Origin of the sequence: Pseudovibrio denitrificans JCM 12308, from assembly GCF_001310815.1 — a bacterium.
Classification (GTDB): Bacteria; Pseudomonadota; Alphaproteobacteria; order Rhizobiales; family Stappiaceae; genus Pseudovibrio; species Pseudovibrio denitrificans.
Window position 1 is genome coordinate 185,358 of the sequence record NZ_BAZK01000004.1, and the last position, 18,200, is coordinate 203,557.

Annotated in this window: 20 protein-coding genes and 1 pseudogene; 12 read left to right on the plus strand and 9 right to left on the minus strand. The window is 50.0% G+C overall.

Going from position 1 to position 18,200, the window contains the following annotated elements:
- The first annotated feature begins 96 nt into the window (after positions 1-96).
- The 8 genes and pseudogenes from JCM12308_RS06275 (at position 97) to JCM12308_RS06305 (ending at position 7,413) form a co-directional block, all read left to right on the plus strand.
- Positions 97-818: pseudogene (locus JCM12308_RS06275) on the plus strand (response regulator).
- The gene (locus JCM12308_RS29135) at positions 815-1,246 is read left to right on the plus strand and encodes a hypothetical protein (RefSeq protein WP_208978297.1); all 432 of its coding nucleotides are present in this window, start codon (positions 815-817) and stop codon (positions 1,244-1,246) included. Before JCM12308_RS06275 ends, JCM12308_RS29135 begins: the two are co-directional and overlap by 4 nt.
- Positions 1,243-2,241: an ATP-binding protein gene (locus JCM12308_RS06280; RefSeq protein WP_208978298.1), complete on the plus strand. Its 999-nt coding sequence runs from the start codon at positions 1,243-1,245 to the stop codon at positions 2,239-2,241. Before JCM12308_RS29135 ends, JCM12308_RS06280 begins: the two co-directional genes overlap by 4 nt.
- A gap of 18 nt (positions 2,242-2,259) precedes the next feature.
- Positions 2,260-4,257 carry a heme lyase CcmF/NrfE family subunit gene (locus JCM12308_RS06285; protein WP_054783175.1) on the plus strand — a complete coding sequence of 666 codons (1,998 nt, stop codon included), beginning with the start codon at positions 2,260-2,262 and terminating at the stop codon, positions 4,255-4,257.
- Between the two features lie 3 nt (positions 4,258-4,260).
- Positions 4,261-4,824 carry a DsbE family thiol:disulfide interchange protein gene (locus JCM12308_RS06290; protein ID WP_054783176.1) on the plus strand — a complete coding sequence of 188 codons (564 nt, stop codon included), beginning with the start codon at positions 4,261-4,263 and terminating at the stop codon, positions 4,822-4,824.
- Positions 4,824-5,300, plus strand: a complete 477-nt coding sequence (locus JCM12308_RS06295) for a cytochrome c-type biogenesis protein (protein ID WP_054783177.1) — start codon at positions 4,824-4,826, stop codon at positions 5,298-5,300. The genes JCM12308_RS06290 and JCM12308_RS06295 overlap by 1 nt, the downstream gene beginning before the upstream one ends.
- Positions 5,297-6,451 (plus strand): c-type cytochrome biogenesis protein CcmI, encoded by a 1,155-nt coding sequence (ccmI, locus tag JCM12308_RS06300; RefSeq protein ID WP_054783178.1) that lies wholly within the window; start codon positions 5,297-5,299, stop codon positions 6,449-6,451. The genes JCM12308_RS06295 and ccmI overlap by 4 nt, the downstream gene beginning before the upstream one ends.
- A 104-nt stretch (positions 6,452-6,555) precedes the next feature.
- Positions 6,556-7,413 carry an OmpA/MotB family protein gene (locus tag JCM12308_RS06305; protein WP_054783179.1) on the plus strand — a complete coding sequence of 286 codons (858 nt, stop codon included), beginning with the start codon at positions 6,556-6,558 and terminating at the stop codon, positions 7,411-7,413.
- Positions 7,414-7,492: 79 nt separating this feature from the next.
- On the opposite strand, the gene JCM12308_RS06310 is transcribed toward JCM12308_RS06305, so the two are convergent.
- The 9 genes from JCM12308_RS06310 to JCM12308_RS06345 all read right to left on the minus strand — a co-directional run bounded on the left by JCM12308_RS06310 (position 7,493) and on the right by JCM12308_RS06345 (position 13,761).
- Positions 7,493-8,227 (minus strand): DsbA family protein, encoded by a 735-nt coding sequence (locus tag JCM12308_RS06310; RefSeq protein ID WP_083416573.1) that lies wholly within the window; start codon positions 8,225-8,227, stop codon positions 7,493-7,495.
- Entirely contained in the window at positions 8,224-8,619 is a 396-nt protein-coding gene (locus JCM12308_RS06315; protein ID WP_054783180.1) for a c-type cytochrome, read from the minus strand. The genes JCM12308_RS06310 and JCM12308_RS06315 overlap by 4 nt, the downstream gene beginning before the upstream one ends.
- A 91-nt stretch (positions 8,620-8,710) precedes the next feature.
- The gene (locus tag JCM12308_RS06320) at positions 8,711-9,232 is read right to left on the minus strand and encodes a L,D-transpeptidase (protein ID WP_306303319.1); all 522 of its coding nucleotides are present in this window, start codon (positions 9,230-9,232) and stop codon (positions 8,711-8,713) included.
- A gap of 878 nt (positions 9,233-10,110) precedes the next feature.
- A complete protein-coding gene (locus JCM12308_RS06325) occupies positions 10,111-10,464 on the minus strand; it encodes a hypothetical protein (RefSeq protein WP_128647341.1) in 354 nt (117 codons plus the stop codon).
- Between the two features lie 57 nt (positions 10,465-10,521).
- Positions 10,522-11,871: a multicopper oxidase family protein gene (locus JCM12308_RS06330; protein ID WP_244271839.1), complete on the minus strand. Its 1,350-nt coding sequence runs from the start codon at positions 11,869-11,871 to the stop codon at positions 10,522-10,524.
- Positions 11,872-11,925: 54 nt separating this feature from the next.
- Complete coding sequence (locus JCM12308_RS29140; protein ID WP_208978299.1) at positions 11,926-12,081, minus strand: hypothetical protein; 156 nt, start codon at positions 12,079-12,081, stop codon at positions 11,926-11,928.
- Positions 12,082-12,353: 272 nt separating this feature from the next.
- Positions 12,354-12,815: a hypothetical protein gene (locus JCM12308_RS29145; RefSeq protein ID WP_208978300.1), complete on the minus strand. Its 462-nt coding sequence runs from the start codon at positions 12,813-12,815 to the stop codon at positions 12,354-12,356.
- Between the two features lie 6 nt (positions 12,816-12,821).
- Positions 12,822-13,394 (minus strand): c-type cytochrome, encoded by a 573-nt coding sequence (locus JCM12308_RS06340; protein ID WP_054783292.1) that lies wholly within the window; start codon positions 13,392-13,394, stop codon positions 12,822-12,824.
- A gap of 55 nt (positions 13,395-13,449) precedes the next feature.
- Complete coding sequence (locus tag JCM12308_RS06345; protein WP_054783184.1) at positions 13,450-13,761, minus strand: hypothetical protein; 312 nt, start codon at positions 13,759-13,761, stop codon at positions 13,450-13,452.
- A gap of 382 nt (positions 13,762-14,143) precedes the next feature.
- On the opposite strand from JCM12308_RS06345, the gene JCM12308_RS06350 reads away from it, so the two are divergent.
- The 4 genes from JCM12308_RS06350 to JCM12308_RS06365 all read left to right on the plus strand — a co-directional run bounded on the left by JCM12308_RS06350 (position 14,144) and on the right by JCM12308_RS06365 (position 17,974).
- Positions 14,144-16,270 (plus strand): protein-disulfide reductase DsbD family protein, encoded by a 2,127-nt coding sequence (locus JCM12308_RS06350; RefSeq protein WP_054783185.1) that lies wholly within the window; start codon positions 14,144-14,146, stop codon positions 16,268-16,270.
- 189 nt (positions 16,271-16,459) lie between these two features.
- Positions 16,460-17,263: a YncE family protein gene (locus JCM12308_RS06355; protein WP_054783186.1), complete on the plus strand. Its 804-nt coding sequence runs from the start codon at positions 16,460-16,462 to the stop codon at positions 17,261-17,263.
- Positions 17,264-17,334: 71 nt separating this feature from the next.
- Positions 17,335-17,526, plus strand: coding sequence for a hypothetical protein (locus tag JCM12308_RS06360; RefSeq protein WP_054783187.1), 192 nt, complete (start codon positions 17,335-17,337; stop codon positions 17,524-17,526).
- 88 nt (positions 17,527-17,614) lie between these two features.
- The gene (locus tag JCM12308_RS06365) at positions 17,615-17,974 is read left to right on the plus strand and encodes a c-type cytochrome (protein WP_164845270.1); all 360 of its coding nucleotides are present in this window, start codon (positions 17,615-17,617) and stop codon (positions 17,972-17,974) included.
- Positions 17,975-18,200 lie beyond the last annotated feature (226 nt).

Sequence of the window (18,200 nt, forward strand, 5' to 3'; positions counted from 1 at the left end):
ATGCGTTTGTATCGGCCAGTACTAACTGGTTTGATTGATACAAATGGAGACAAAACGAACGCTGACGGGCAAGGGGGGATCCGGTAAAACAGCGGTATGTCAGAAGCACCGCATATCCTAGTCGTTGATGATCATAAGCAAATTCGTGATAGCGTTACGCGCTTTCTTGAAAAAAATGGTTTGAGAGCATCATCTGCAAAAGATGCTCGTGAGATGGACGTAAAGTTGGCGAACGGTCAGTTTGATCTGATCGTTCTGGATGTGATGATGCCGGGAGAAAGCGGGCTTTCGGCGTGCAGAGGATCTCATCCGGAAGCAAAATACCTATTCTTCTTCTGACTGCCTTGAGCGAGGATACGGATCGTATTGTCGGCCTTGAGATTGGCGCAGATGACTATCTACCAAAGCCGTTTAACCCCAGAGAACTGTTAGCGCGGATTAAAGCAATCCTTCGGCGTACGAGTCAGCCTGAAACGTTAGGTGGTGGTTTTGCTGGCAAAAGAGTCCGTTTTGCGCATCTCACTCTGGATACTGATCGTCGCGTATTGATGGATGATCAGGGGCAAGAGATCTTGCTCACCACGTCTGATCATAAACTCCTCACGGTGCTGCTTGAAAGAGCACGTGTCGTGCTTAGCAGAGAGCAGCTTCTGGACCTCACTGCAGGAAAGACAGCAGGTCCACTTGATCGAAAAATAGATAATCAAATTAGTAGGCTAAGGCGGAAGATCGAGCCGGATGTTTTGCGGCCAAGCATCATAACAACTGTGCGTCATGGCGGTTATTGTCTGTCTGCCGATGTTGAGGTGCTGGAATGAAACTCTGGCCATTCAACACGTTGATTGTGCAGCTGACCCTATTAGTAATAGCGGCGTTGGTAGCTGCGCAGATGATCAGTCTTTGGCTGTTTGTTGACGAACGGAGCCTGGCGATCAGAGCCGCACTAGGCTTTGAGGCTGCCGGGCGTGCTGCTAATGTTGCAAGGCTCTTAGAGAATGCACCTGCCGAGGCACAATCCGCTATTTTGGAGGCTGCAGATTCCCCTCTGGTGCGGTTCAAACTATCTTCAAGACCGACAGTCGCGGTTGATGATTACTCTGATGGCGGCGTAGTCGAGATGCGTGTTCGCCGGCTGTTGGGTGACAACAAAGATAGAGATATCCGAGTAGAGCTGAGACAAGTTGAAGGTAAAATTTTGCCGCTACCCCACCTTTCCGGTGAAATGGCCGAAATGCATATGGCATGATGAAGGGGGAGCTATCTGCCGTAGAGATGAACCTGTCGATTGCTCTTTCAGACGGTGATTGGTTGAATGTTGAAACCCGCTTTGAACGGCCTCCTTTGCAGTGGCCATTCTATTCGACACTAACCTTTGCTGTGTCTGCGGCTTTGATACTGATTGTTGTCTTTTGGTTCCTACTCACCCGTTTAACAGGGCCGTTGAGAAGACTGGCATCAGCCTCTGAAAGATTAGGTCGGGGGGAGGCTGTGCTAGAGCTACCCGTAGCTGGTCCGCTTGAGGCAAGAAATCTCACAAAAGCATTTAACCAGATGCAAAAGAGACTGACCCGGTTTGTAGCGGATCGAACCAGACTGCTTGCGGCTTTGGGGCACGACTTGAAATCGCCTTTAACTGCGATGCGTGTGCGGGCAGAAATGGTTGATGACGAAGAGACACGCGGGAGCTTGATCGCCTGTGTTGAAGAAATGCAGTCGATGGTTGAGTCAACGATTACGTTTTCAAGAGGCCTGATCAACTCCGAAGATACGGAGCTTGTGGAAGTTGGAGAGTTTCTCGCTTCACTGCAAAAAGACATTGTAGATCCCTTCCAGATTACGCACGGACCAAAGATACAGGTCCGCATCCGGCCAATGGCATTTCGACGTGCCCTTCGAAATCTCATTGAAAATGCCCTTCGCTATGGAGGGGATACGACTGTGATTTATGAGGCTCAACATCAGTTGCTTGTGGTTTCAGTTCTGGATGACGGACCGGGCATTCCAGAAGAGCAGTTGGAGCAAGTTTTTGAGCCGTTCTTCAGGCTGGAGGAATCCAGATCACTGGAGACCGGTGGGCACGGTCTTGGACTATCTATTTCCAGGACGATCGCGAGGGCGCATGGCGGTGATGTGACGCTGTCAAATCGTGATGGTGGAGGTCTGGCCGCTCAAATCAAAATTCCTCTTTCGGAGGATGTCTCTCTGTCGGGGGAGAAGAACAACCGGGCAATGCCGGGTTAGAATAAACAGGATCACAACATGACACCTGAAGTTGGTCATTTCGCGCTGGCCTTAGCGCTAGCCCTTGCGCTCGTCCAGAGCACGGTGCCCATAATGGGCGCTGCGCATGGCAATCTCTTATGGATGCGTTCGGCGCGTCTGCTTTCTATCGGTCAGGTCATATTTGCGTCAGTTGCATTTGGCGCATTGATGCAGGCATTCATTGTTAGTGACTTTACAGTTCGTAATGTTGCCGAAAACTCTCATTCTTTGAAACCGCTTCTCTACAAAATTGCCGGAACCTGGGGAAGTCACGAAGGATCGTTGCTGCTGTGGGTCTTAATTCTCACGGTCTTTGGGGCAGGGGTCTCGTTGTTTGGCAGAAACATTCCGGAAGCGACAAAGGCTCGTGTTCTTTCTGTTCAGGCATGGATCAGTGTTGGTTTCTTTTCGTTTCTTCTTTTAACATCCAACCCGTTTGACCGTCTCTTCCCGCCTCCAGCTGATGGCAACGACCTGAACCCATTATTGCAAGACGTTGGTTTGGCATTGCATCCGCCTCTGCTCTACTTTGGCTATGTCGGTTTCTCAATCGTGTTCTCGTTTGCAGTTGCAGCTTTGCTTGAAGGGCGCATTGACGTTGTTTGGGCGCGTTGGGTTCGTCCCTGGACATTGGCAGCATGGGTAAGCCTGACTGCCGGCATCGCACTTGGTTCCTGGTGGGCATATTACGAGCTCGGCTGGGGTGGTTGGTGGTTCTGGGACCCAGTCGAGAATGTCAGCTTTATGCCATGGTTACTGGGCACAGCACTTTTGCATTCTGCCATTGTGACCGAGAAACGCGATGCGTTCAAAAGCTGGACGATCTTGTTGGCAATCCTGACCTTCTCACTCTCTTTGCTCGGAACATTTATCGTGCGGTCCGGTCTTCTGACTTCAGTGCATGCTTTCTCTGTAGATCCGGAACGTGGTCTTTACATCCTGATGCTGCTTGCTCTGTCCATAGGCGGTTCCTTGCTTCTTTATGCGTGGCGAGCTCCATCTATGGAAGCAGGTGGTTTGTTTAAGCCAATCAGTCGCGAAGCTGGCCTTCTCATGAACAATCTCTTCTTGGCGGCGGCTACGGGTATTGTTCTTTTCGGAACGCTCTATCCGTTGTTTCTGGAAGCCGTTACCGGAGAAAAGATCTCGGTTGGACCTCCATTCTTTAACTCCTCCTTCGTTCCCATGATGTTGCCTCTGGTGTTTGTACTGGGGTTGGGGCCATTCCTCTCATGGAAACGAGCTGACCTTGCCGGAGTGTTTTCCAGGCTTAAGTTTGTTGGTCTTCTCTGCGTCATTGCCACATTGATTTTTGCGTACCTGACAAATGGTGGTCCAGTTCTAGCCTACGTGAGCCTTCTTCTCGCATTCTGGCTTGCCTTCACAACCTGCCGGGAATGGATGCTTCGTATCCGGTTGTTTGATGTGTCATTCTCCGACGCATTACGGCGAGCACGTAACTTGCCAAGAGCGGCGCATGGCATGAGCCTGGCGCATCTTGGCGTAGCTTTTCTTATGTTCGGAATTATCGGTTCAAGTGCATGGAAATCCGAAGAAGTTGTCTTTGTCAAACCCGGGTCTTCTATAGCTATCGCAGGATTTGATGTTTCGTTCCAAGGTGTGAACCGGGTTCGTGGTCCGAACTACATCGCCGATCGCGGGATACTCGTGGTTGAACGAGACGGGCAGTATGTAACAACTCTGTATCCAGAACGCCGCAGCTATCCAGTGGCTCGTTCCTCGACAACCGAGTCTGCCATACGCTCAACGCTTGCTGGTGATCTATATGCGTCCATTGCAGAACCTGCCGCGGAGCAGGAGGGGACAACAGGTGCCTGGACACTACGTATCTTGTACGAGCCACTCGTAAATTTCATTTGGATTGGGTCACTTATGCTGGTTCTGGGCGGCTGCTTGTCGTTGACCGATAGACGTTTGCGTGTCGGTGCGCCTAAGCAGGCAAAGCTCCCACCCAATGTTGCAGCCGCGGAGTGACAAATGACCAGATTTCTTGCACTTGTCCCGCTCTTACTCGCTGTCGTCATCGGGGGCTTCTTCTTGTGGGGATTAAACCCGGAACGGGATCCGAATGAAATTCCATCGGTTTTGATTTCGCAAGCTGCCCCGGATTTCTCACTTGAGCCAATTCCCGGAGTAGCTGTTCCAGGCTTCGCAAGGGAGGATCTGCTGAACAATGACAAGCCAGTGGTAGTGAATGTCTTCGCTTCGTGGTGTGTGCCATGCCGTGCTGAACACTCTGTCCTCACCAATCTAGTGGAACGGGAAGGTATCCGTCTCTTCGGTATCAACTACAAAGATAAAGCAGAGGATGCAGCGCGATGGTTGGCTGAGCTAGGCAATCCGTACGAGCGGATTGGAGCAGACACAAATGGGCGCACTGGTATCGAATGGGGCATTTCTGGTGTTCCGGAGACTTTCATCGTCGGAGGTGATGGAACTGTTCTGTACCGATACGTGGGACCAGTTGTCGGGGACGTTGCAATAGCCAAGTTCCGTGCAGCTTTGACACAAGCTGGTGTGCTTGGAACAGGAGCAAGCTGATGCGTTACCTCTCAATCGTACTGGTGCTCTTTGCACTTATAGCAACTCCTACGCTGGCAGTTGAACCTGACGAGATGCTTTCTGACCCGGTGCTTGAAGCTAGAGCCAGAGAAATCTCAAAAGAACTGCGCTGTGTGGTTTGTCAAAATCAGGACATCGATAGCTCAAATGCTGGTGTCGCCAGAGATTTACGTTTGCTGGTCCGCGAACGGCTTGTGGCTGGAGATGCCAATGATGAAGTACTTGCGTTCATTCAGGCGCGCTATGGCGATTACGTACTCTTGAAGCCACCATTTAAACCATCGACCTACGTTCTTTGGTTTGCGCCATTGTTCTTGATTTTCCTTGTCTTTGTACTTGGGTGGCGAGTGCTCGCAGTCAGCAATCGACCACGATCCTCGCATGCTTTGACGCGTGAAGAAGAAGCATATGCCGATCAAGTCATAAAGAATTATCAGAAGGGAGATCGGGAATGATCTGGTTTGCCATAACAGCGCTGTCTCTGGTTGCGATGCTGTTTGTACTTTTGCCGCTGCTTCAGAAGAAAAAGGAGGAGGTTTCAGAGACTGCGATAACCTCCTCGGTGCTTATGGATCAGCTGGGCGAGTTGGAAAGAGATAGAAGTTCGGGTTTGATTTCTGAAAGTGAAGCTGATGCGGCACAAAAAGAAATCAAACGACGTATTTTGTCTGCCACGCATCGCAAATCCAGACCACTGATGTCTTCTGGTTCCAGCGGGACTGCCGTTTTGGTTGCTAGTGCTTTGTTCGTGCCCGCCATGGCAATCGGCTATTATGTGTTGTTGGGTTCACCAAGTTTGCCAAGCATGGCGTTTGCTGATCGAGAGAATGAACGGCAAGAGATCCAGCAGATCTCTGCAATGACTGATCAGCTCCTCTCAAAGCTCGAGAGTGATCCAGAGGGTGGCAACAGCGAAGGTTGGCAGCTGCTGGGTGGCACATACATGCGTCTTGGACGTACTCAGGATGCCGTGCAAGCTCTCGAAAAAGCAGTGCTGCTTGAGGGGAATACATCTGTCACATGGTCAATGCTTGCAGAAGCGTTAGTTAGGATGGATCAAGGCATTGTTTCTCCACGCGCTGCGCAGGCAGCTGATACAGCATTGGAACTGAACGCTAAGAACCCGGCTGCAACCTTCTACAAGGCTCTTGCGCTTGCTCAGGCAGGACGAGAGCGTGATGCTTACGATGTTCTGGTGGCCCGACTGAAGGCTGCTGAAGCGTTTTCTCCCTGGATGGAACCTCTGATTGAGCAAGCAAACAGGCTAGGAAAAACAATAGGGCAGGCCCGATTGAAAGTCTCTGATTTCGTGCAAGTCGAGCCAACAGGTCCGACCGCAGAAGATGTCGCCGCAGCTCAGGAGTTGAGCAGTGAAGAAAGATCAGAGTTCATCAGATCCATGGTGGAGCGTTTGTCCGAGCGTCTCAAGTCTGATCCAGACAACCTTGATGGTTGGCTGCGCCTTGCGAATGCTTATGAGGTGATGGGTGAAAGTGCAAAGGCAGTTGATGCTTTCAAGCAAGCCAGCACCTTACTTACTGATGTGGCGAAAGATGATCCCCGACGTTTGCTGATCGAGCAAACCTTAGCTGATGTTCCGCAATAAGTAGTCGGCTTCCTCAGTATCCAAGCCTCAATACGCATCGGATTCTGAGGAGGCACCCCAACCACTGTTATGTGATGTGAAAACAGCAACAGGCTGCAGCATTTATGACTGGTCGCAAAAGAAAGAAACACCAAAGCGGTGTCCCAGGCTGGATGGTGACATTTGCAGATCTGATGGCGCTGTTGGTTGTCTTTTTTGTATTGATAATTTCCTTCTCAATACAGGACAAAGAAAAGCTGCAAGTTGTGGCAGGCTCAATTCAGGAAGCTTTTGGCATCAAGGATGTTTCAAAGAAGCGAGGAATAATCGAGGTCGAAGGGATCCCACTTCGTGACTACATGAAGGATGTAAGTCGATCACCGCAGGATCTGGACTCAGATTTTGCGCAGGAGCGGCACGATGAAAAACGCAGACAAGGGCCTGAAGCAGACACGAACAGCATTCTGAAGGCAGACATTGAACAACCACGCCAATTTGCGACCGCCGCCGTATCGCTTCGCCAAGCTTGGCAAGAGATGCCAGAGATTACGGATGTTTCCAGCAACATAATTCTTGAGGAGACTGAGGACGGACTAAACATACTTCTGATCGATCAGGAAGGTCGGTCCATGTTTAAAGAAGGCTCAAAGTTTCCATATGAGACAACGCGACGATTGCTAGCGAAAATGGCGCCGATCCTCTCGCGGTTGCCCAATAGAATTCATGTTACAGGGCATACGACAGCCGGCCAGACGAAAGCTTCTTTTCCGAATACGACCTGGGATCTTTCAGCGGATCGTGCAAATGTTGCACGTCAGATCTTGTCGGAGTACGGGGTGCCTCATGATCAGTTTCATGGTGTTACAGGAAAAGCAGACATCGAGCCTCTCTTTCCGAATGATCCATACTTGATAGCAAACCGGCGGGTTGAGATATTGCTGATGGCCGAAGCTCCACCGCTCCCTCCGTCTTTGCGGCCGTGAGCTTGGGCTGAGTGAGGGGTGTTCTGGTGAAGCAAGACGGCAACACATTGAGTTGCCATCCAGCTATCACGAGGTTGATCTATCTGTTTTCTGCAACGACCTTGGCGAGTTGATCACGAGTTAGCAGTCCAGGAAAAACATCATCTCCGATCACAAAACTTGGCGTGCCGGTTATGTTTAGGTCTTGCGCCAGTGCCATTGAGAGTTGGATGTGTTCTGTAATTGATGGATCTTCCATATCCGATTTCAATTGCTCTACATCCAAGCCAATCTGACGTGCCACTTTCATCGTTGACGTTTCATCAATGCGTCCTTTGAAACCCATGAGCGCCCAATGGAAATCCTCGTACTTACCTTGCTTTCTTGCCGCCAGTGCCGCTCTTGCAGCAAACACTGAACCAGCTCCAAGAATGGGCCATTCTCTGAAAACAAGTCGGACATTTGCGTCAGTCTCTAAGAGAGCTTCCAGTTCAGGCTTGGCCCGTTTACAATAGGGGCAGTTGTAATCGAAGAATTCAACAAGCGTAACATCGCCGCTCGGGTTGCCAAGGACGGGAGCATTGGGATCATTCTCGAGAGTGTCTCTTCGCAACTCGATTATGTTCTTTACACCCGCTTGTCGTTGCTCCTGCCTGACCTTCTGCAACCGTTGTATTGCTTCTTCAATTATAGCTGGATTTTCAAGTATAGCCTCAAGAGCGAGTTCTTTGATGTGTTCCTCAGATAGTGTTTTGCTGGCATCCGCCAGAGCATTGGTTCCTGATGCAAACAGCACCATCATGAAAATGGAAAATGTGCGAGCTAAGAAATTCATTTTTGTAAACTCCTGGTACGTTCATTAAGTGCGTCATGCCGTTGCTGGAGCTCTTCTGGCCATTGAGATTTGATCCATGAGAGAATGGTAATGATGTCCTCATCGCTCAGCGTTTCTTCAAAAGCAGGCATGTTTGAGTTCAGGTCCTCCAGCCCCGCAGCTTTTGCAGTTCCAAATTTGGTAATCCTGAAGAGTAAGTCGTCAGTGTGATGCCAGGTGTGGCCTGTTTCGTCATGAGGAGGGGCAGGAAGCGAACCATCCGCACTCGTTGATCTCCAGTCAGGTTCACCCTCAAGGCTGCCACCATGACAGGCTGCGCAGTTCTCGGCGTAGAGCCCTGCACCACGACTGGTGAGTTGCAGGTTTTGAGGTTGCAGCAATACCTCTTCCATCTCACGATCGGTGTAGAAATAAAATACAGAGCTGTTGCTATAATGAGTAACAACGCGCCAAAGAGCAGGCTTTTCTTGACGGAACGCATCATCAAAGCACCACTATTGGGGAACCGACAGGAACACGGCCGTATAAGTCAATGATATCCTGATTCATCAGGCGAACGCAGCCGCTGGAAACGGCTTTTCCGATACTCCAATATTCGGCAGTGCCATGCAGCCGATAAAGCGTGTCTTTGTTGTCCTGATAAATGTAGAGCGCTCTGGCTCCCAGCGGATTTTCCAGTCCTGGAGGCATACCTCCATTGCGCCAGCTCCATTTCTCAAGTTCAGGTTGCCGCTTGATCATTTCATCAGGAGGCGTCCACTTAGGCCAAGCTGCTTTCCGCGCAATTTTTGCGCGGCCTGACCATTCAAAACCAGCTCGCCCAAGCCCCACGCCATAGCGCGTTGCTTTTCCATTTTCCTGAACCAGATAGAGAAAGAACTCATGAGTATCGACAATCAGAGTCCCGACGGGCTCTGGTGTTTCGTAGTCTACTTGTTGGCGATAGAACCTTTTCGGGACTTTGCTTGGGTTGATTGCTGGAAGCGGGAAACGTTCCTCTGGCATGGCACGATACATTGAGATGTATGTTAGGTCCTGCGCAAGTGGTTGGGGGACTGGCTTTGCTGAGTTTGAAACACAACCGCTCACGGCGAGCCCTGTCAGGCTCGCCGATCCAGCAAGAAAAGTTCTTCTTGAGAGTACTGTCATATTAGGTTTTGTGACCTGTCGTTACGCGTGTCTGATGGTGAAGACACAGACATCTTTCAAGCATGGTGAAACCATCCTTGGTCAGTCGGTTTTAGTCTTTTGTTTTGAAGTGGAATGGCATGACTTGCCCATAAAGCGATGCATAACGAGATGCATACCAAGCAGCCTACTAAAGGCGCTGCCAGTAAGAGTGTTTGCCCTAAAGACTGGCCTGCGGGTGCTGTGGCCACAAGAACACCGGTTCCAACAGCCATTGCAGCGCAACAAGCCATCATCATGATGTTGTGTCCGGAGAAGAGTTTGCGTAGTGACGACTGCTGGGTCTGTGCTGCGCTAACTTGTGGCACGAGTGCTTTGCTCGATACATTCGATTGTTGAGTAGTCATAGTAATACGTCCATTTCTTTTCTGCTCTTGCCCGCGGTCTTTATGAGGTTGAACCGGTCGGGTGTTGTGCGAACTGGAAATGGGAAGTCATGCAAAACTGAATGTTGCACGCGTTGGGATGCCCGCACTTCGCGAGAAAGCCAGTGTCTCAACCTCTAGGGATCATCGAGAGCTGAAAGCCAGCAACCGAGATCTGATGATGAAACTCAGGCGTGAAGACCCAATGCCTAATCCTCAGCAATTGAAACTGAAGGAGCAACGATGTTTTGGAGATGCGTTAAGCAACCACTTCCCATCAATTGGCTTGGATGGAATGCGATGACGAGACCGCTGTTCCATCGTGAAGCGTCAAAGAAATTTGGGAGGCTGGTCTTTTAGGTCAGCGATCAGTGCCGTGCGGATAGGTATCGGCGTGACTTCATGCTCGATGCTTGCTTGAAACACGAACTCGGCACTGTCAACAAACAAGGATGTGCAATCTGCTGCACAGCTGGAAGCGCTGGTAGAACTGGTCTGATCTCCAGAACTGTTGCAGCATTTTTCGTGGTGAGAGAGGGAAAACTCAGACAGAAGTGGGCTTTCGAGATCGACTGATGAGTGGAGTACGACTTCATCAGTCATACCCTGATTGATGTCATAAGCAGAGCCAGCGGAGACCCCTGCAAACAACAGTATCAGAAGTGTAAGAGCCCAAATTCTCATAAGTCTTTACTACCTTATAATACTCAGCATATCCAGCTTCAGCCAAGCACGAATGCGTTATCGCCGCTTAACTTGGAACCATGTGTTCATGCCTGCAGCTGCATGTTCCAGCATATGGCAGTGAAACAACCACTTACCCGGATTATCTGCGACAAAAGCTATCTTTACGCGCTGATTGGGGCCAATCAGGAAAGTGTCACGCCATGGCATCCCGTCATCAACGGATGCGCCAGATCGTTCGATTATCCGGAAATGGTGACCATGAACGTGCATCGCGTGTGCAAATGCCGTGTTGTTCATTACGCTCAAGATAACGCTCTCACCAACCTCAAGTGAAAAGAACGGGTCACTTGCCAGGTTTGCAACGCCATTAAAAGCCCAAACCTGTCCTGTTGTGCGGATGTCTTTTCTAGACAGTACTTGCCCTTTATAAGTTGTTTCGACGGAACGCCCCATCGCGCCACCAGTCATATCGATCTCAAACACTTTTGCTTGTTCCAGATCCGGCTCTGGCAGGTCGTTGGGACGTGGATATTGAACAGGTGTTGCGTTGCTTTTTTCGCCTGTCACTTTGAAGCGGGCAAAAGCAAATGGACTGCTTCCCGACAGCTCTTCCAACTCGAAATCATCTTCAGGAGTAACGACCAAGTCCAATCGTTGAGCAGGTCCGAGCAGCATAGGTGCATAGAGCGGAGGTGCTACATCTGTCAGCGGTTGCCCGTCATACGCCAAAACCAATGCCCCAAAGCGACTGGGGTCTATGTCAAGAATGCGCGCATTTGCAGTGTTGATGAGACGAAGCCGATAAGCTTCGCCACGTTTCAATGTGAATGAAGGGCGGCTTGATCCATTGACAGTCAACCAGTTTCCCAGTCGTCCGCCATGGCTCCAGTCCATTAAACTACCCAGACTTTCTTCATCAAAACTACCGTCATTTTTGACGCGCCAGTCGTCAATAACGAGCGTTATGTCATGATCTTTATCGAAAGGAGGCTGCTGCTCATCAATAATCAGAGGCCCGTAAAGACCTCGAGCCACCTGGTTCCAGCTTTTGTTGTGAGCATGATACCAAAATGTACCAGCATCAGGCACTGTAAAGTCGTACTCAAACTGCTCACCGGGCATAACCGGGTCTTGGGTTAGTCCAGAGACACCATCCATATCATTTCTGATCCGAAGGCCATGCCAGTGGATGGAGGTTGGCTCCTGCAAGTTATTGATGAGGCGTATTTTTATGCGATCTCCAACAGTCGCTCTAATCTCTGGTCCGGGTGTGGAGTTGTCATAGAGCCACAGATTGGAAGCCTCCACATCCTCATTGATGAGTTTATGCTTCGAAGGGCCTGCAGTGATGTTGACGAAGCCATCTTCAGCCATTGCAACGTTGAACAAAGCAGGTGCTGTCATTAAAGCACTCGTCGCTCCGGTAAGAGCTAAGAATTTTCGACGTGTAATCATCGCCTATTCATTCCCTTCAAGTAGATAAATTGCGATAGCATCACGGTCTTGCTTTGAGAGGTAAGCAGTCCCATCACGTACAACTTCCCCCATCGAGCCACCAAAGACATCCCCATCAGGCATCAAACCAGACTGGAGCGCGTAGCTGAGTGAACTCACAGTCCAACCATTCTGTTTTAAGTATTCGCTTGTGATCGCAGGTGAACTGCCTCCATCTGGAAGCCGATCCGCACCAGTCAAAGCAAGATCTGTTTTTCGGGCCCCCAAATGGTTCCGAGGTGTATGGCAGGCTGCGCAATGTGCCGGTCCTTCGACAATGTACTTGCCTCTGTTCCATTGCTCAGATTTGGTTGGATCTGAGATGAATGGCTCGGGTTTAAAGAAAAGACCGCGCCAAAGTTTTAAGCCAGCCCTCAGATTGAACGGTGGTGTCATATCGTGCGGTTTTGTTGGTTCTGCAACACCGGGTACAGTTTGGAATGCGGCCCACAGATCAGCGATATCCTGATCAGAAAACTTGGCGTAGAACGGATAAGGAAACGAAGGTAGTATGGCTCTCCTTCAGGTGAGATGCCCTGACGTACAGCCTTCGCAAAGTCTTCGATGGACCAAGAGCCCATTCCAAATGCTTTATCGGTCGTAAGATTAGGCGAGTAAAATGTGCCGAAGTCAGTTGCAAACTTTGTTCCGCCAGCCAACGGCTTGCCACCATTCTCCAAATCCGTATGGCAGGCGATGCAACCCGACATTCTGGCCAGATACACGCCTCTCTGTACACTGCCTTCTACCGTTGAGAGTTTCGGTTCTGCCCCTATTGGCCAGAAGTTTATCACTGCGAAACCCGCTCCTGCTAACGCAAGAGCGGAGATCACGCTTAGAAGCCACTTACGCATTCACGGCTACTTTTCAACGCGAAACTTGGTGTGGCAGCTTGAACATGTCTGAGCTGTCATTTTGAACAGCCCTTCGACCGGCATCTGAGCGAGCGTTTCGGGATCATTTGTCATGGCGTTGCCACCCATCATGCTCTGACCCATCATCCCGCTATTGCCCATTGTCATCTGTCCCATCATTCCGGACCCTGATGCTGAGTGCGCTAAGCCCTTACTTGCTGCCCGGCCTAATGCAGCTGCATAAAGCTCTAAGTCCATTGAGAGACGTTCAAATTCTTGCCAGTTCGACCAGATCTCTGGAGTTGCTTCTGAAGGGCCATTAATGCTGCCTTCGGGGAAGAGACTTATTAATGACTCACCTGCATGAGACTGCAGAACTGCTGCACCTTTGCGCACTGCTTCTGCATCGTAATCACTGTCTCCACGCATCATGCCAGAAAGGGATTTCATCACTTTCCCCATGGCTCCCATGGCGACCATTCGCTCTTTTACGATGCCAGTCGCTCCGCCATGTGCGATCGCACCTGCGACGCTGGATACAAGTAAGATGCCCGAAGTGAAAATTGCTAATGTTTTCATGATCACTCAATTCCTTTTCCAAGTTAGATTGCGGCCAAATTGACCCTGAGTATGACTAGGAGAAGGAATGAGTTCGTGGAGGCGGTGGATCTATAAGCGTAACAGCAGATGGAGCGTTTCGCAGCTCAAGAGAGAGTGCAGAACCATTCAGTGAGACCATCTTTGCTTCAATCTCGCTGACCAACGCCAGCAAGTTGGCTCCGCAATGTACCGTGTCCGTTTCGATGAAAGAAGGATCCCAAGGACCCGATTGGGCATGCGAGTGATCTTCAACTCCGGCAATGTCATGTACGTGATTACTGTGATTGTCAAATGCATGACTGAAGGTACCTCCGGCAATCAAAAAAGCCAGAAATGCAAATGACATAATCAATCTTGAAACGTATGCCGAAAGCCTATGTCTCATGTTACTTCTTGATACCCTATTACCTGCCAGAGAGGCGAAGTCCTCGCGCCTTAATAGGCCTTCCAGTAGGTGGAAGGTCAATACAGAAAGCCGTAAAAATACACTACGCTAATGTATCGATATGTATCCTTGACCTTCTTAAGGCCGTGAGCTGTAGTTAGTGCGAGAAACTAAAAAGTCAGCCTAAGTAACATGAAGTGAGAAGAGTGTTTACATTCATGCTCCTCGTTCAAAGTGCTGGTTACTTCTGATAACTCGAAGATAAAACCGCGCATTCAGCCAACTTCGAAAACAAGATAATGCTGCTGTACTTATTACAGGTGGCACCTCTCTGGAAAATGAAATGTTGAAGTTTGGGCACCTCATCAAGGCAGTGATTGCAGCTGGCCTGACCATTTTTGTCGCTCATGCTGCGCAGGCAGCTACGTCGGAAACAGTTACAAAGCCAGCCATCAAGGCAAGACTCCTGACAGTACAAGATGGCATTGCCGCAGATACGGCAACACTCTCAGCAGGTGTTCAGTTGCAACTTGATAAGGGGTGGAAGACCTATTGGCGGTCGCCAGGTGAGGTCGGTACACCTCCACAGTTTGACTGGTCCACATCAGAAAATGTTGCAAATGTTCGGTTGGAGTGGCCCGCCCCGTTACGCTTTACGGCCTTCGGAATTGAAAACTTCGGATATCACGGAGAGGTTGTCTTTCCGCTGCAAATTGATTTGAAAGAGCCCGGGGAACCTGTGTCTTTGTCTGCACAAGTCTCAGTGTTGGTGTGTTCTGATATCTGCGTTCCTCAAACTCTCAGTTTGTCCCTGAAACTTCCAAAAGGCTCCGGGCTTGATCGTCAATCAGGAGAGTTAATCGCAGCTTTTTCCAGAAAAGTTCCATTAGAGGATAAGCAAGCAGGCGTAGAAACTGCAAAGGCGTACATCGACGACAAACGTACTGAACTGATTGTCGATGTCACGGTAGAGAAACCTTTGAACACGCCAGACATCTTTCCCGAACTTGGTCATGGCACAGCACTTGGTAAGCCAGATGTTCGCGTGAGCGAAGCGGGGAGAAGAGTTTGGGCTCGGTTTCCGGTTCTCTCATTTAATGAAGAAACATTTGATAGGCCCAGACTAACGGTGACAGACGGACCTGAACGTGCATTCGCCGTAGTCCCAAATGTTGTTGCAACTGCGCTCGTACCACCCTTCAGTATTGAGGCGTTGGCGCCCGGTCTGAATGAAATGATCTGGATTACCATACTGGCTTTTCTGGGAGGTTTGATCCTGAATGTCATGCCTTGCGTCTTACCAGTGATTTCCATCAAGCTATCATCAGCGCTTAAGCTTGGTAATCAGAGCACAGCGCAAGTAAGGCGTGGCTTCCTTGCCTCAGCTTTGGGAGTGATGGCATTTGTTTGGGGGCTTGCCCTTGTGCTCTTTGTTTTGCAACGGATGGGCATTGCTGTCGGCTGGGGACTTCAGTTTCAAAATCCCATCTTCCTTGCAGGCATAATAGCTGTTTTGATTGTCTTTGCGGGGAACCTGTTTGGTGCATTTGAAATCATGTTGCCTGCAGATCTTCAAAACTGGCTCTCAAAAAAGGGAGAAGGGACTGGATACAAGGCTGACTTTCTGACAGGCGTGTTTGGGGCAGTTTTGGCAACACCATGCTCCGCTCCTCTATTGGGGACGGCAGTTGCATTTGCTTTGGCGGGAGGACCAATTGACATCATGCTGGTGTTTACAAGTTTGGGAATAGGATTAGCGACGCCCTACCTCATTGTCGCTGCCCGTCCGCAACTGGTAAAACACCTCCCCAAACCAGGTCGCTGGATGTTGTTGCTAAAGCTGCTGCTCGCGGTGATGTTAAGCGGGACAGTCTTATGGCTGCTTTGGATCATGTTCAGTCTGGTTGGTTCTCTGGCCACTGTCACGGTATTGGTATTAGCTCTCTTCTTGCTTGTACTCCTGTCATCGCGGGGAGGGGCTTTGCGCCTTCGGATCCTTGGAAGTGGCTTGATTGTTAGTCTGGTATTGATCACACCTGTTGCTCTCGTTCAGGTGCCGGAAGCAACAGCAACTTCAAGCTCAGAAATAGGCTGGGTGGAGTTTGATCGAGGCAGGATTGCGCAGTTGGTTTCGCAAGGACAAGCTGTGTTCGTTGATGTGACCGCAGAATGGTGCCTGACCTGCAAAGCAAACAAAGCCTTGGTCTTGGGTCGCGAGCCAGTCTTATCTGTGCTGACAGCAGATGATGTAACTGCAATGCGGGCTGATTGGACAAGGCCGGATGAGAGCATTTCGCGTTATCTCTCCTCCTTCAATCGTTTTGGTATTCCGTTCAATGTAGTCTACGGCCCCAATGCACCCGACGGGATTGTTCTGTCTGAGTTGCTAACCTCTGCCCAAGTCATTGATGCATTGACCACTGCCGGGAAAACATCCTCTCTCAGTACGCGAAAGCAAACTGCACAGTAGTCACCAATCAGCAAGCTCCCGGTTGCTTTCATCTATCGGGAGCTGGATTCTGAGTGATTTGTCACTGCTTGTATGAAAGCATCTGGTTGTTACGTACCGATACAATCCCACGAGTGATGTCCTCTCGTTTCTATGATTTCAATTGTCAGGACTTGGTGCCTGCAAGGCGCAGAAACAAAGAGAAACCATATGAAACACAAAGCTATTTATCACTTGCTGGTGGCTACATCAGCTTTGATGGCATTGGTCGAAACATCTGTCGCGCAAACCATTTACATACCAGAAGGTAGCGCGACCTCCGTTGCCGTTGTGGACTTCAAAAGCAAAGCCATCGTCAGGCGTTACTCAGATCTGGAAGCAGTACATGGATTGGCAATCGCTGAAGAGAAGCAGCTGCTGATTGCAGGCAGTCTTTCTGAGATTGAGACAGGTGATGCCCTCAAGGAACGCAAACCTGCAGGAATGTCTGAAGAGGACCATGCTGCCCACCATGCACCGTCGACGACCCAGACGAGTAGTCAAGGAGATGGAAGTAAGAGCCTTCTCAGTGTGGTGCAGATTGAAACAGGTGACATCCTGCGCAGAATTGAAGTTCCGGGAGGCGTACATCACGTTGCTGTCACTCCGGATGAGCGCTTTGCAGTTGTCACGCACCCATCAGGCGGTGGCATTTCTGTCGTCAACTTAAGCAGTCTCCAGCTCGAAGCTTTTATTCCAACAGGTAACAATCCAAACTACCTTGCATTTGGATCAGCTGCTGACACTGTTTATGTCTCCAATGCTGGCAACGGAACCATCAGTGAAGTTGACCTTGACCGCCGCATAGTGCGACGAAACCTGCTTGCAGGCACATCTCCCGAGCACATGATCGCAGATCCGTCTTCGGGTACACTCTATGCTGTAGATACAGGTGCCGGGCGTATCATTGAACTCAATCTTAAAACTGGCGAAGCCTACGCACGTTCGATATCGGCGGAGAAATTCATGCCTTAGCCCTATCTCCCGACAGGGCAAAACTTGTTGCAACGGTCACCAGTGAAGGCAGATTAGCTTTTCTGGACCTCTTGTCTGGCGAACTCTCCTCTCAGTCCCTATCTCCCGCGCCCTATCATCTGACCTTGGTTGAAAATACCGAAAGTGTCTTTGTGTCATCTCGGGCAGAATCCGTTGTCTGGTCCATTGATCTGAACGACATGAAGATTTCAGAAGAGATTGCGATCGAAGGCGAAGGCCATCAGATGATCAGCCTGCCATAAGCACATTCCTCAGAAGTAAAAAGTAAGATTTAAGGCCTCTCAAGCACTTCAGATTTGCGTCAGTGTGATGGGAGGCAGGAGTACCAAAATGAAGATCGTTGAGAACCTGCCAAAGCTTTTTGTGCTTGGCTTTTTCGGGATTGGTGCAGGTGTGCTGATATTTAAAGCCTTCGAAACTGAGGAAAGCTCTGAAAGCCTTGCCATTACATTGCCTTCGTTCACAAGCGAAGCCCAAGCTGGAGAGGTGGTGTTCAATGACAACTGCGCTGCATGTCATGGGTCGAACGCAACAGGCACCAACAACGGCCCACCGCTGGTTCATAACATCTACAACCCTGGCCACCATGACGATGCATCTTTCTACCGAGCAGTCGAAAACGGCGTCCCACGACACCACTGCCTTTCGGCAACATGCCCAAGCAGTCTCATGTCACTAAAGATGAAGTGACGTCCATCATTCGATACATCCGAGAACTACAACTCGCCAACGGCATAAGCTACAAACCACACAACATGTAACCAAAAAAGCTCCCTGTTGGACGAGAACAGGGAGTTGGGGGGGCGGATCTATGGGTCCTTCTCAGCACTTCTTCGTCCTATGGGGAGTTCAGCAGGGCAGGTTGTTTAGTGCCTTTTGGGCAGATTGATCGGCTCTCCAGTTCTGCGATGATAAA